We start from the raw sequence: 14,094 nt of genomic DNA, 5'->3' as shown, positions 1-14,094 counted from the left end.
GTTGTCTATTTGTTCAAAATGGCATTCTGCAAGCCGTGATTTGGACACAGATGAAGGGCTATCATGACTGCATGGACGCGTATGAGTTGAACCGACGGCAAGGTTGGGTTGAACCCATTGCGCGGCAGGGGGTGCACGGCGGCATAGCAGGGGGCGATGGAAATGGGCTTTCAATCGGACGGAGGAAATAGGTCATGAATCGGATGGCGATATTGTTTGCGGTAACAGTCGTGTGGCTTACCTATGAGGGATCGTTGGCGCGGGCGGATGAGGATGCCGCACGGGGAACCGCGCCGGCCGTTCTTGAAAATGATAGCGTGCGGTGGGAACTCGGCGCCGACGGTCGCACGGTGCATTTCACCGACAAACGTTCCGGGCGGGATTATTTCGATCCGGCGCGGCAAGAAATGACTCCTTGGACGAAGAAAGAGGGCAAGACCTATCCAGTGACGAGCGCCGCGCATGAATCCGATCGCCTGACGCTTGCATTCGGCGAGTCCGGCATAAAGGCCGTCCTGTTGACAAAGATTGAAAAACGATACTTTGTCCTGGAGGTCGTTTCGGTGATGGGCACACCGGACGAACTGTGCTTTGTGGACATCCCGCTTACGCTGAAGGGCTGTCTGGACGAACCCTTTGCCTGCTGCGCGCTGGCGCTGAACTTGAAAACGAACGTGCCGGAGATTCCGGGACCGAATGCACGGTTGCGCGCGATGTGCCATTCGCGATTCGGCATGGAAGGCGCCAAGGTGGCGATTCTCGCCTGCCCGCAGGATAACCTGCGCGATGTCATGAAGGACGTCGTAAGCGCGGCGGACGAACTTCCGCGCTCGAACATCGGCGGGCCTTGGGCGCTTGATGCCGAAATCGGCCGCGGGTCGTATCTTTTCGATTTCGGCAAGATCACGGAAGAAACCGTGGACGAATGGATTGCGTTCGTCAAGGATATCGGCCTCAATCAGATTGATTTTCACACCGGCACTTCGCTGCGTTTCGGCGATTGCGCGCCGAATCCGAAACTCTTTCCGAAAGGACGCGCGAGCGTCAAGGCTGTGCTGGACAAGCTGCATGCGGCGGGCATTGCGGCGGGATTGCACACCTATGCGTTTTTCATCGCCAAGGACACGCCCTACGTCACGCCGATCCCCGATCCGCGTCTCGGCAAGGACGCGGTCTTTACGCTGTCGGAAGCGATTCCGGCGGACGCCGCGACGGTTGCCGTTGACGAAACGACGAAGGACATGTCCACCATCACCGGCTTCTTCGTCCACAACAGCATCACGCTGCAAATCGGCGACGAATTGATCACCTATTCGGGCGTCGCGAAGGAGCCGCCGTATGCTTTTACCGGCTGCACGCGGGGCGCGTACGGCACGAAGGCCGCCGCGCACGAAAAGGGCGCGAAGGTCCATCACCTGAAGGAATGCTTCGGGCTCTTCACGCCCGACGGCGACTCGACGTTGCTGGCCGAGATTGCGGCAAACAGCGCCGACACGTTCAACGAGTGCGGATTCGACATGATGTACCTCGATGCGCTCGACGGCGAGGCCATTCTCGGCGGGGCTGAACACGCCTGGCATTACGGATCGAAGTTCGTGTTCGAAATCGCGAATCGCCTCGTGAAGCCTGCCCTGTTCGAGATGAGCACGTTCCACCATCACCTGTGGTACGTGCGCGCGCGGATGGGCGCGTGGGACCACCCGACGCGGAGCCATAAACGTTTCGTGGACGTCCATTGTCAGGCCAACCGGGACGGCGCGGGGATGTTCCTGCCGATGAACCTCGGCTGGTGGGCCGTCCAGACATGGAACGACAACATCCAGTCGGAGCCGACCTTTCCCGACGACATCGAATACCTGATGGGGAAGGCGATCGGCAACGACATGGGCATTTCGCTGATGGGCGTCGATCCGTCAGTCATCAAGACCGTTCCGGCGTATCAGCGACTTGCGCCCATTTTCAAGAACTACGAGAATCTGCGCCACGCGAAATACTTCTCCGAAACGATCAAGGCCAGGCTTCGCGTGCCCGGCGACGAGTTTACGCTGGAGCAAAATGCCGCTGGCCAATGGCAATTCGTACCCGTGCAATACATGCGGCACAAGGTGCACGGCGCGGACGGATCGGGCAATCGGTGGGTCGTGAACAATAAGTACGCGGCGCAGCCGCTGCAAATGAGGATTGAGGCGCTCATGGCCTCGTCCCCGTACGACAGCCCTGAAGGCGTCATCATCGAAGACTTTAGCAGACCCGAGGCATTTACCATCCGGGAGAGTCAGAGCGGCGTGAGCGCTGCGCTCGACGCCTCGACCGAACAAGTCAGGGAAGGCGTCGTCAGCGGACGTCTTGTGGCCGATTCGGTCCGTGCGGAACCGGATGGATCGTGGTCGAAGATCGCGCGCACCTTCACGCCGCCGATCAATATCGCCGCAAAACAGGCGCTCGGCGTTTGGGTTCATGGCGACGGGCAAGGCGAACTGCTCAATATCCAGTTGCGCAGTCCGCTGCATACGACTTCGCTCGGATACGGCGATCACTATATTCCCATAGACTTCACGGGCTGGCGGTATTTCGAGTTGATCGAACCGGAAGGCGCGCATATAGACGACTTCGCGTGGCCGTACCGCGGCAGCGCCTATGCGATTTACCGCGAGAACGTGGACTACGCGCAAGTCGAGACGCTGGCGCTTTGGTACAACCTCCTCCCGCAAGGCAAGCCCGTGGCGTGCCACATCGGGCCAATCAAGGCCCTGCCGTTGATCAAAGCCAAGTTGCACAATCCCAAAGTGACGATTGACGGCAAGACCGTTTTGTTTCCCGTTGACATCGAAAGCGGCTGTTATCTCGAATTCCGTTCGATGTCGGACTGCACGTTGTATGGCCCGAAAGGGGAGACGCTTGTGCAGGTGAAGCCCGAAGGCGAGGTTCCCGAACTGAAACCCGGCGAAAATACGCTGGAATTCGCATGCGAGACCCTGCCCGCCGTCAACGCGCGCGCCTACGTGACCGCGATTGCGCGCGGCGAACCGCTGGCGGACAATCCGTGAAAAAAACCGGTTGGACAGACTGTCCAGCCGGTCGGGCGTTGCAAGTTTTCCGGTTTTTGGAATGACAGACTGGACAGTCTGTCCCGCATCCCATGTCTAAAAGACGTTCCGTTCATGCTTGAAAAAGAGGGGACAAGGAGACAAGGTGGGGTGATGGAGATGCTCGAAGGGAATCATGCCCTTGATTGGGACATTGCAGCCGGGCTGTCTTGGAATTCGGACAAGGGAAAAATGGCGGAGAGACCGGGATTCGAACCCGGGGTAGCGCAAGCGCTACAACGGCTTTCGAGGCCGCCGCCTTCAACCACTCGGCCATCTCTCCGAAAGTGTGGAAAATCAATGGTATCAAATGCGGCACGAAACCTTCAAATGATTGCGGCCGTTCTGTTTTGGTTCGATTCGAAAACGGGGTTTCCGGTGCGGTATGGTTTGGATGAATTGTTCGGCACGGCTATGGATGAGCCGGGAAGGAGGTTCGTATGCGCATCGTGATCGCGGGAGATCCGTGGGGATTGGATCTCAAGGAGGCGGTAAAAGGTCATTTGCTGGAATGCGGGCATGACGTGGAGGATCTGGGCGGACAGGCGGGCGCTCCAGCGGACTATTACGACTTGGCGGCGGCCGCTGCGCGAAAGATTCAGGCCGGGGCCGCGGAACGCGCGGTATTGTGTTGCGGCACCGGCATGGGCATGGCGATTGTGGCCAACAAATTCAAGGGGATTTATGCGGCCGTGGTCGAGTCGGTGCTTACCGCGCGGCTGTGCCGTGCGGTAAACGATGCGAACGTGCTGGCGCTGGGCGGTCTGATTGTCACGCCGTTCGTCGCGATCCAGGCCGTGGATGCGTGGCTTGCCACCGCGCACACGGAAGGTCTGGAAGAACATGCCGATTTCCTCGGAAAGGCGCTGAAATGCGTGGCCAAAATCGAGGAAAGCGCATAGGCGTCGCTGTTTTGGCCAAGGAAACTGTTATACTGTTTCCCGACGACGTTGAGAGGATCTTGCCATGAACCGATGGATTCTTTCGATTGCCTGTATCCTTGCACCCGCGATGTGCTTGGCGGCGGGCAATGCCGAGGTGACGATTGTGGGGCGCGGCGGCTCCGTTCAGGAAGTTCGCCGAGACGGAACGGCCCGCGAAATTTCAAAGAGCAATCTGCAATTTAGGAATCGATCGCGGGAAACGTCCGTAAAGAAGCGTGTCGTTTCGGCGGAAACGGAAAAGCCGGTGGAAGCGAAACCCGAAGCAAAGCCGCCCGAACCTGCGGCCCGGGAGATGTCGCCCGAAGAGAAGGCGCGTGCGGAAGCGGTCATGAAGTCTAATCTTGAAAAAATCAACAAGGTCCGGCAACTGGGCGGATGGTTCTATGACGAATCCAATCGCCCCCTTGCCAACGAGGAATTGGACCGGCGCATCCAGGAAGGCAAACTCGACGGCATCAAAATGGTTGACATTTACCAACAACAGTCGAAAACCGAATCGGTGGAAAATAAAGCGGGTAAACCGTCGAGCAAGTAACGCGCCGCCGGCAAGGCGCATCGTGACCTGTTTTCAGGGCAAAGCCACGGCGTCCAATTCAAGTTCGAACAATAAATCGTCGCGGCAGATATCGTTGGGCATGACGAGCACGGGCAGTTCCGGCAGTTCGTGCCTTTGGGCGTAACGGGCGAAAGCCGGTGCGTCGCCGGCGTGCTTGAAGTAGGCGATGGCGCGCGTGGTATCAGCCCATGTCATGCCGCGCGATTCGAGGATCGCCTCGACGACTTTCATGGTGCATTCGACCTGTTTGCCGGCGTCCCCGGTGTGAAGAGTCGCGCCGTCGGCGCTGATGCTCGCGGTGCCGGAAACGAACAGGCGGCGGTGATCGGGACAGGTCACTTCGACCGCGCGGCTGAAACTGGAACCGTATTCGAGCGCGGGACATTGCAGGGGTGACGGCACGGCGAACGTGCGCGTCGCACCGTGTTTCGGTTCGATGGCCAGCGCGCCGGCCACAAGCGCCGCCCCGGCGGCGTTGTGTCCGCCCACGCCCGTGCTGGCCGGCACGAGTCCGTCGAAGACGTTCCATTGCCGGAATCGGCGATCCCGGACGGCGTTGAATTCCTTGTACCACGAAGTAATGGCGCGGTTGTAGAACCATGTGCGCACCACGTGCGAAAAGTCCATGTCCGCCTTGGCCAATAATTCCCGTATGGACTCGAACACACCCTCCGATTGGGCTTCCGGCGGGGCGGAAATGTCTGTGGGCGCAATGCCCGACAAGCGGCAATAGCGCGCATCTTCGTCCTCGAAGATCGTTCCGATTGCGGCGCCGTCGCGGTAGATCGGTTCCACAGGCAACCCCGCAAGGGCCCATATCTGAACCCCACCCAGTCCGGACCTTTCCCCGTTTCCGTCATCCACCCACAACAGAGGCCACGAGGGGGCGCCGAACGCATCGTCGAACGCGCGCCGCAGAGTCCCGTTGCCCGGCGGTATTCCGAGCACTTCCATGGAGAGCACGCGCGCGTTTTCCGCGCGCAGCCATGCGGCCAAATCGTCGAATGCGCCGGGCTGGATCGGCGAAGGCGTTTCGGCGCCGCGCCCGGCCAGCGTCACAAAGAATTCGCGATGGTCCGGACGGGAAAGGGAAACAACGTGAAGGCGGCCGTGTTGCCGCGTTTCGATGCGTGCGTCTTGTTTTGTGGATGAAACTTCCATGCGTACTCCCAAACAGCCCGCGCCTTTCCAGGCGCCATCAATACGACAATACAAACGCGGCGAGATCCTTCAACTGGTCCGGAGACAAATGCGAGGTTTTTCCGTGCTTGTCTTCCTTGTTGAATACCGTCAACACCTCCATCATCGAGGCCGCGCGCCCGTCGTGCAGATAGGGCGCGGTACGCCACACTTCGATCAGCGCGGGCGTGTCGAACGGTTTTTTGTCCATGTCGGTGGCGGTGCCGACATCATAGGGCTGGAGATCGGTTCCCATCGGTTCGGGATGGCATTGCGCGCAGCCGGCCTGTTCGAAAACGGCTTTGCCGCGCCGCGCCGTTTCGCCGGTATGGGGCGACGGGACCGGCGCCAGCGACTTGAGATATTCGTCAATGGCCATGGCGTCCTCCTCGGGACGCACGGCAAACTGAATGTGCTTGATGCCGGAGCGAACCGCCGTTTCGGCGGTGTCGCGGGCGCCGAGACTCATGGCCGGCGGCGTACGGTGGCTGAGCAGCATGCTTTTCGTATTCTTCGGGTTGCCCATGCCGTCGTTGAGCAGATCCCAATTCAGCGCATCGGACCGGCCGTCGGGATGGCAACTCGCGCAACTCTGCCAGTGCTGGAAACACAACGCCGCGTCGTTGAAGAACATTTCGCCTTTGCGTGCGACGGACATTTCCCTTGCCGCGCCAAGCGCTATCGCCTCCGCTTTTGGACGCGCAGCGGGATTCGTATCCACAACGCCCAGATCGTTCGTGAAATACTGCGCCGCAAACACGAGAGGGCCCGCTATGGCAAGCCCCCGCGGACCGTTCCCCGGCAGTTTGACGCGTTGCCGCATGCCCACCAGAAACGACAGATCGTTCGGGACGTCTTCGGGTTTTTGCGACACTTCGGTGACCGGCTCGCCCCCGGCCACCTTATCCAGGCGCTCATGCAATTTCGTGGCGTCAATCACGCTGATTTCGTGCGTGCCGGCATGCGCGACACAGATCAGCCGCCCGTCGGCGCCGCATGCCACGCCCCACGGGTTCGCCGCGCCCAGATCCACGTCATCGAGCAGAACGGTATTGATCCATTTTTGATCCGGAACGTTCAGGATGCTCAGCGCATTCGTGTTCATCCAGCCGCGTTCAAGTTGCGTGGTCGGCATTTGGTAACGGCCGAGGACATGCGTTGCATAGGCGAATTTTCCGTCGGGAGACAGGCATACGCCGCGCACACTGGAAGAACCGTTCGGCAGCACGATGTTTTTCACCACTTGCTTCGATTCGGTGTCAATGAGCGAGATGGCCGCCGCCGTATAATCGCCGCTGGAAGGTCCGTCCGGCAAGTGGTTGGCCACGACTAGCGTCTTGCCGTCGGGCGTCAGCGCCGACGCGACCGGTTCGCGCACAACGGGAATCCGGGCGGCTTCGGCTTTCGATTCCACGTCAAGAACGGAAACGTCATTGTTGAAGCGATTGCAGACGTAGAGCGTCCGGCCGTCGGGCGCGAGTTGCGGCGCCATCGGTGTGTGGCCGGCGGACATCGTGCTGGTTTCGGCGCCCGGTTTCGGGTCCACGATCATTACGAGGCCCGGCGTCTCGCCGCCGGTTACGAAGACACGCCCGTCCGGGGCTACCGCCATGCCCGACGGCGCGGCGCTCAGTGCGATTTCCTTTGTGACGGATCGCGTGGCGATGTCCACCATTGCGAGTTTTCGCGCGCCGGATTCCGCCACATAGACGATATCGCCGCCGGGACTGACGGCCAGCGCAACAGGAGACAAATACTCTTGCGCGTTCGCGATTCCAACGCAAACAAACGCAACAACGGCCAATGCCACGATCTTTTTTCTATCCTGTCTCACGCCACGACTCCTTGTGTTTTGAAACCCGCCGTCCGTCCATTGGTTCCCCGTGGGAACCTTTTGCCGCGCCATCTCCGGACCGCGCGGTTATTGTACGGGCATCATCACCCGAAAACCGACATTGTATACCGGCTGCCACGATTCATACGCCAGACGATACGAGGCCGTTGCACGTTTGGGGCGGTCGCGCCACGATCCGCCGCGCACGACCTTCTTGCCCGCGGCATGGCCGTCGTCGCGCCCGTCGGTTGAAACATAGGGATAGGGCTTGTACGTCGAAAGCGTCCACTCGGCGACATTTCCGTGCATATCGAACAGGCCCCACGCATTCGGCTGGTAATGGGCCACCGGCGCATGCACTTTCGCGCCGTCGTTGAAACGGCCATCCTTGGGAATGAAATCCTCGTAGGGACTGGGATTCGGAATGGGCTGCGGGTTGATACCCGTCACCGCCAAGAGCGCGATGGACGCATCGGCCAGATTTGCAAACGGCGAGAAATCCGCCTCCGCGTTCCCGTAACTGAACGGTGTGCCGGCTCCCGCGCGGCAGGCCCATTCCCATTGTGCCTCGGTCGGCAGCGAACATGTGCCGCCGGATTGCGCCCCGAGCCAGCCGCAGAAGGCCATGGCTTCCTTCCATGTGACGCGGACCACCGGCTCGTCCGGTCCTTCCGCCGAGTATCCGGGCGTTGTGTGATCCTTGTGGTGCTGATCCTGGAATCCGCTGCGGTGCGCGGCGTCGAACCGGGCATACTGGCGGTTCGTGACTTCGGTCGCGCCCAGCCAGAACGGTTTTTGTATCTTCACAGCGGCTTTCGGCCATTCGTCCGCCGCCCCGTCGCCGCCCATCACAAATTCGCCCGCCGGAACGAGCACGAACTCCATCTTGACGCCATCGCCCAAATCAACCGTTCGCCGCGTTTCGCTTCCTGCGGCCTGCTGGCGTTTTACGGCTTCGTCCGGGCCGAACGGCCACCCGGCGGCGGTTGGCCGTACGTTGGGGGGAAGCGGTACGGGTCCGGGGGAAATAAATTCGCAGGATTGCGAAGGCAAATCGGGAATTGCTTCCGGATCTTCGGGCCGGTTCGCGTATTTTGTCTTCATTTCGATGCGCCGCCGATGGAAATTATGCGGGATGGCCTTATGTTCGCCCCACGTGCCGTGGTCCGGCACGTTGAGATCGATCCACGTATAAAGCCGATCGAAATCCTCCGGGTCGAGTTGCACGCCGTGGTGGCCCTTTTGGAGCATCTGGATCAGTTCGCTGGTATTCGCGCTGAATTCGAGGGGCGTCTGGAGGTGATAGTCGCTTTCAGGACCGGGCCTCCGCACATACGGATGCAGCGCGAGATAGGATGGCGTGAAATTGCCCCAGCCGTTCTGTTCCTTGCGCGAGAAATCAAGGAGTCGGGTTCCGTCCGGGCGTTCGCCTCCATTGTGGCAGCCCACGCAGCGCCGGTCGAGCACGGGTTGCACGTCGCGCTTGAAACTGAATCCGCGCGCGGGACCGCGCCACGGCGCGATTTCCGACGGTGCGCGGCGCGCGGCGTAATTGGCCGAAGACGGCGGCGCCATGTTCTGTTTCTCGTGGCATCCGATGCACGACAGCGTTTCGCCGGGCATGGCCGTGAACCAGCTTCGCATGATCTGCAGCGCTTGGCCATCCTCGTCGATCGGTTGCACGGCGATCGGTGTGTTGGCCGGCACGCGGAAAAACGCGGAGCCGTCGCCTTCCACGGGCACGGTTCCCAGGATCTGGTGGACGTCCCATGGGCCTTCGACACCGATGTTGATATGGCCGCCCATTTGGGGATAGCAGTAGTGCATGGCGAACAGTCGCAGGTTCTTCACAGTTCCCTGCGGCACTCCCTTGAGCCCGTCGCCCTTGTAAATGTCGGCGAGGTATACGAGCGCGTCTTGGCGGTCGAGTCGAACCTTGTCCTGGACCACCGGCGGGCGAACCGTCTTGCGCAAGGGCAGCGGTTCGAACAACGCATAGGCGGGTATCTCCGCAAGCAAGGTCATGTTATCGAAGACATCCACGAGATAGATTCCCCACGACGCGTCCGGGGTGGGTTTGCACGAAACCAGGAAATACTTTGCGCTCAAGGGGTAGGGATGCAGGAATTTCGGCCACACGGCGTCAACCAGCGTGTCCGCGATGATCGGCTCGACCTTTTTCCCCCAGCCGGGAATACGCTGCACGACGCCGTTCGCCTCGAAACGGCTCTTCGCCGGATCGAAGATCACGAGTTCACCCATGCGCGCCACGCCGTGATGACCCGACACTATCGCGACGAATTGGGTCGGATCGTTCGGAATTGGGCGCGCATAAAACGTCGAGTTTGGCCAGAAGGAGTTACTTTTGTAATGTTCCATCTGACCGGTTCCGTCCGGGTTCATGCGGAACACCAAGCGCGTGAAGTAATGCGGCGTGTCCGAATATTCCCAGCGCGTATACATCACCTGGCCGTTGTTCAACACGGTCGGGCACCAGTTGTGATCCTGATCGAATCCGAGCATGCGCGCGTTTTGTCCGTTCGCGTCCATGCGGCAAAGATTCGCGACGGTGTTGCCGCCGCCGACGCATGGAATGCCCTGGAAACAACGGGTGGAACCGAAAATGATATCGTCGTTCGGCAGATAGCACGCATCGTAGTTGTCCACGTCCGGTTCTTCGCCCGGTGTCACTTGGCGAAGACCGTTACCGTCGGCGCCGATTTCCCAGATCTGCCAACGGCCATGCGAACCCGGCATGCTGAAAAGCATCTTGCCCGCGTCGAAATGCAAATCCACGTCGCCCACGAACTCCCTGTTCGGAGGACGGAACAGCGGCACAGGCTGCGCCGCGGGATCTTTGTAGGCCAGCGTGGCGATTTCGTTGTCGTAGCCGCGGGTCGAGACGGCGCAATTGCCCTGCCAGTTTTGCGGCAGGCCGAGGTTGCCCGCGCTTCTTTTGACGAGCAACAGTTTATCGAAATCGAGCAACGGATTGGCCAGCGCGATCGCGCGTTGAACCGACGTAACTTCGGCGATCTGCGCGATGCCCGCTTCAGGATTCTCTGCGGCGAGACGGCGGATCTCCGCAATTCGTGCGGCGGTCTGCGAGACCTTGTCGCGGAAACCCTGCGCGGGATAATCGGGAAAAGTCCGGTCCAAGTCGTCAATCATGCGATTGAGCGCCGCCGGGTCGAAACGGTCCAGCGCATTCAAGGCCGCCGCCGTGCGCCGGGCCAGCGCGTACGCCCGCAAGCGGCCGCAAACGTCCTTTTCGCGTTTCTTGTCGAACATGGCGAAATCCCGCTGCGGACGCGACGAACCGTCGCCGATCTTGCCCGAGGCGCGATTCATGAGGGTGGTGTCCAATCCGAGCGTTTCGGCGGCATTGAACCATTCCCCGCAGCGCCCGCGCGGAAAATCCTGCTCCATCCAGCTCGATTCGACGGGGAAATCCGCGCGCACGCGGTTCCACAGTTCCGGCCCCACGTCCTTGCCGATCGAAAAGCAGAACTGGCAGTTGTCGCGCTTATTGAATATCTTCAGCAATAGCTGGTTTTCACCCGCCGCCAACGAAGCGGAAATCCGCACCTGGTTCGAGTCGGCCCCGCGCTCGACGTCCTGCGAATGGACTTGTACGCCGTTCAACCAGATTGTCATCCCGTCGCTGTTGCCGATATACAGCGCCGCCTCGACGGGCGCCCGCGCCGTCAAGATCCGGTACAGATAAGTGGTAGTCGAATTTTGTGTCGGCAGCGAATGTAGAAAGCCGTCGCGCCACGTGCCTTGTTCGGACCATGCCGGCTTTCCATCGGTGCGAACGGCCTTCAAATCAACACCCGCTTCGGGGAAAAGCGCGTCTGTCAGATCTTTGGCCGGTATGGGGCCCGTGGTATGCCACGGGCCGGCTTCGATTCCCAGCCGGGCCATCTCGGCCTTGCGCCAATCCTGCACGCGCCTGTGCGTCGCAGCCATTGTTTCCGGCCATGTCGCCGCACGCACATACAAGTGCGCGATATCCGGCGCGCTGCCCTGTCCGCGAAGCGGCATGGATAGACAAGCCGCAAGGCAAAACGGCAGCAGAATCAATAAGCAACAATGTTTCATGATAAATCTCCGCAGCGCCATGTTCATTCGTCGGAGGAACTTCTCTTCGCGTGAAAAGAAGTTCCCAGCCCTCCTCAACAGAAGCGGAGTTTGGCCAAAAACACAAGAGCCCTTTTTGCTTCTTCTGGAAAGGCCCGGGAAATTTCTTCTTGTGAAGAAGAGGTTTCCCGGTGATTTTTCTACATTTTCACTTGGGGATGGCTGAAGCGCAGGCCCGTGCCGTCGTGATACGTCGCGTATTCGGTCACGATGGCGCCTTCCGGCCCCGCTTTCATCCAGTGCCACTGTTCGGGACCGGCCAGTTCGCCGACCTCGCCGGGCATCAGTTTCTGCTCGACGCGCGCCTGGCAGCACTCCCGGTGCGATGGCGGGATGCGATCCTCGACGCCCGGCGTCGGCGTTCCTTCGCTGTAGATGTGGATATAGCCGTGCCGTGGCTGCCAAGCTTCCAGTTTGGGACCGGCGTCCGCCGTCTTCACATGCTTGTGTTCAGGGATCATCTGTCCGGGAAGCAGGTAAATTTCATGGCCGAAATAGTTGTTTTTCAGGTTGTTCACCCAGAAAATGCCCGCCATGCCGACCTCGGTAAACTGGCCCAGGCCGAAATCGAGCGTCCAAAAATCCGCGCTGCGCAGGCGGTCCACAATCGGGTAATTGAACGCCGTCATCATCTCGTAGTAGGCCTGCTTCGCGGCCTCGGCGTCGAATTTCCCATTTTTGTAGAAATCCTCGTTCTTGTACTTTTTGAGCGCGGCGGCGGCTTGTCCCATTCCAAAGGCCGCGACCGCGGCGCCCGCGGCCATGCCGGCCATCATGCTTCTCCTGGCGATATCCATGTGCTGATTACCTCCTTGTCTGTGCCGTGATCCGGCGGACAGAACGTTGATGCCCGTGTGCGCATTGCCCGAAATTCGCTCGAATGGCGCATGCAGACGGGCAAAAGGCCTGACATGCGGAACAATTAAAACGGCGTTGAAATTTTACACCATTTCCCAGATGGTCGCCATGCCCATGCCGCCGCCGACACAGAGCGTGGCGAGTCCCAGCGTGTTGCCGCGCCGCTTCATTTCGTGGAGAAGCGACACGATGATCTTGCATCCGGTGCTCCCGACGGGATGTCCCAGCGCGATGCCGGAACCGTTGACGTTCGTGATGTCGCGGTTCAGGCCGAGCAGTTTTTCGCACGCGATGTATTGGGCCGCGAAAGCCTCGTTGAGTTCGATCAATTCGATGTCGGCCAGTTTCAGTCCCGTGCGTTCGAGGACCTGCCGGGTCGCGGGGACCGGACCGTAGCCCATCAATTCCGGCTCGACGCCCGCCAGTCCGTAACCGCGCAGTTTCGCTATCGGCTTGACGCCCAGTTCGCGCACTTTGTCGCCGCTCATCAACACCATGGCCGAGGAACCGTCGTTGATTCCCGACGCGTTGCCGGCCGTCACGGTGCCATCCTTCTTGAATCCGGGCTTGAGCCGGGCCAGTTGATCCATCGTCATGCCCATGCGGACGTGCTCGTCCGTGTCGAACACGACCGGCGCGCCCTTCTTCGCCGGGATTTCCACCGGCATAATCTCGTCCTTGACCCGCCCCGACTTGATGGCCGCTTCCGCGTTGTTGTGTGAACGCATGGCGACCTCGTCCTGTTCCTGGCGCGAAATGTTGTACTTTTCCGCCAGGTTTTCCGCCGTGAGGCCCATGATCAGGCCCGTGTACGAATCCGTCAAGCCGTCCCATATCGCGTCCGACATGACGCCGTGCTGCAACCGCGCGCCCCACCGCGCCTGGTACAGGCAATACGGCGTGCGGCTCATGACCTCGACGCCGCCCGCCACGACCACGTCCAGGTCGCCCAGCATGATTTGCTGCGCGCCGTACACCACCGCCTGCATGGCCGACGAGCAGTTCCGGTGAATCGTCACGCCCGGCACCGTGATGGGCAGGCCCGCCTTCAGGGCCGCCAGGCGTCCCGTCACCACTTCGTCCATCCGCTGCATGCACTGTCCGACGATGACATCCCCAACCTGATCGCCCGCGACGTTCGCCCGGCGCAGGGATTCCTTGACCACCAGCGCCATCAGATCCGGCGCGGGATAATCGCGCAATCCTCCCCCAAACGTTCCAATGGCTGTACGTACGGCTGAAACGGCATAGACTTCGCGCATGTTACGATTCTCCTCGCTCTGTAAACGGTTGCCACCACGCCAAGCGCACACGTTCCGCGCCTGCTCCCCCGATTGTACTCAAAGCCCGGCCTTTTTTCACCTGCGCGCCGAAAAACCTTGACAACCGCGCTTCTTCATGCGATTATGGCATCAGTTGAATAAAGGGATACATCCCCCCCTGTCCCGCCCGCGCTGGAATTGGACTTCTCCGAAGGCAAGAATGTGTAGACAG

At 60.4% G+C, this 14,094-nt stretch carries 9 protein-coding genes and 1 tRNA gene; 4 read left to right on the top strand and 6 right to left on the bottom strand.

Annotation, left to right across the window (positions count from 1 at the left end; all coding sequences use genetic code 11):
- Window positions 1-191, top strand: a 191-nt coding sequence (locus P5540_19110; protein ID HRT66924.1) for a hypothetical protein, incomplete at its 5' end; no start/stop codon positions are given.
- Between the two features lie 3 nt (window positions 192-194).
- On the top strand, window positions 195-3,047 hold the full coding sequence (locus P5540_19105) for a hypothetical protein (protein ID HRT66923.1): 2,853 nt from the start codon (window positions 195-197) through the stop codon (window positions 3,045-3,047).
- A 232-nt stretch (window positions 3,048-3,279) separates the two neighbouring features.
- Here the strand turns inward: P5540_19105 and P5540_19100 are convergent.
- Window positions 3,280-3,369, bottom strand: a tRNA-Ser gene (locus P5540_19100).
- A 157-nt stretch (window positions 3,370-3,526) separates the two neighbouring features.
- Here P5540_19100 and P5540_19095 point away from each other — a divergent pair.
- On the top strand, window positions 3,527-3,988 hold the full coding sequence (locus tag P5540_19095; protein HRT66922.1) for an RpiB/LacA/LacB family sugar-phosphate isomerase: 462 nt from the start codon (window positions 3,527-3,529) through the stop codon (window positions 3,986-3,988).
- A gap of 64 nt (window positions 3,989-4,052) precedes the next feature.
- Window positions 4,053-4,565 (top strand): hypothetical protein, encoded by a 513-nt coding sequence (locus P5540_19090; GenBank protein ID HRT66921.1) that lies wholly within the window; start codon window positions 4,053-4,055, stop codon window positions 4,563-4,565.
- A gap of 33 nt (window positions 4,566-4,598) precedes the next feature.
- Here P5540_19090 and P5540_19085 read toward each other — a convergent pair whose 3' ends face one another.
- From P5540_19085 to P5540_19065, 5 genes are all read right to left on the bottom strand, one after another.
- Window positions 4,599-5,747, bottom strand: coding sequence for a RidA family protein (locus tag P5540_19085; GenBank protein ID HRT66920.1), 1,149 nt, complete (start codon window positions 5,745-5,747; stop codon window positions 4,599-4,601).
- A gap of 37 nt (window positions 5,748-5,784) precedes the next feature.
- On the bottom strand, window positions 5,785-7,599 hold the full coding sequence (locus P5540_19080; protein ID HRT66919.1) for a c-type cytochrome: 1,815 nt from the start codon (window positions 7,597-7,599) through the stop codon (window positions 5,785-5,787).
- Window positions 7,600-7,686: 87 nt separating this feature from the next.
- Window positions 7,687-11,703 carry an SUMF1/EgtB/PvdO family nonheme iron enzyme gene (locus P5540_19075; GenBank protein ID HRT66918.1) on the bottom strand — a complete coding sequence of 1,339 codons (4,017 nt, stop codon included), beginning with the start codon at window positions 11,701-11,703 and terminating at the stop codon, window positions 7,687-7,689.
- Window positions 11,704-11,882: 179 nt separating this feature from the next.
- Window positions 11,883-12,539, bottom strand: a complete 657-nt coding sequence (locus tag P5540_19070; GenBank protein HRT66917.1) for a hypothetical protein — start codon at window positions 12,537-12,539, stop codon at window positions 11,883-11,885.
- A gap of 144 nt (window positions 12,540-12,683) precedes the next feature.
- Window positions 12,684-13,862 carry an acetyl-CoA C-acetyltransferase gene (locus P5540_19065; protein HRT66916.1) on the bottom strand — a complete coding sequence of 393 codons (1,179 nt, stop codon included), beginning with the start codon at window positions 13,860-13,862 and terminating at the stop codon, window positions 12,684-12,686.
- Window positions 13,863-14,094 lie beyond the last annotated feature (232 nt).

The organism is Candidatus Hydrogenedentota bacterium (genome assembly GCA_035450225.1).
In the GTDB taxonomy this organism is placed as follows: Bacteria; Hydrogenedentota; Hydrogenedentia; order Hydrogenedentales; family SLHB01; genus DSVR01.
This window is presented reverse-complemented; position numbering and strand designations above follow the sequence as displayed.

Excerpts from the sequence above, each read along its gene's own strand:
- P5540_19070 (HRT66917.1), bottom strand. The coding sequence starts at position 12,539 with ATGGATATCGCCAGGAGAAGCATGATGGCCGGCATGGCCGCGGGCGCC.
- P5540_19095 (HRT66922.1), top strand. The coding sequence starts at position 3,527 with ATGCGCATCGTGATCGCGGGAGATCCGTGGGGATTGGATCTCAAGGAG.
- P5540_19085 (HRT66920.1), bottom strand. The coding sequence starts at position 5,747 with ATGGAAGTTTCATCCACAAAACAAGACGCACGCATCGAAACGCGGCAA.
- P5540_19090 (HRT66921.1), top strand. The coding sequence starts at position 4,053 with ATGAACCGATGGATTCTTTCGATTGCCTGTATCCTTGCACCCGCGATG.
- P5540_19065 (HRT66916.1), bottom strand. The coding sequence starts at position 13,862 with ATGCGCGAAGTCTATGCCGTTTCAGCCGTACGTACAGCCATTGGAACG.
- P5540_19105 (HRT66923.1), top strand. The coding sequence starts at position 195 with ATGAATCGGATGGCGATATTGTTTGCGGTAACAGTCGTGTGGCTTACC.
- P5540_19075 (HRT66918.1), bottom strand. The coding sequence starts at position 11,703 with ATGAAACATTGTTGCTTATTGATTCTGCTGCCGTTTTGCCTTGCGGCT.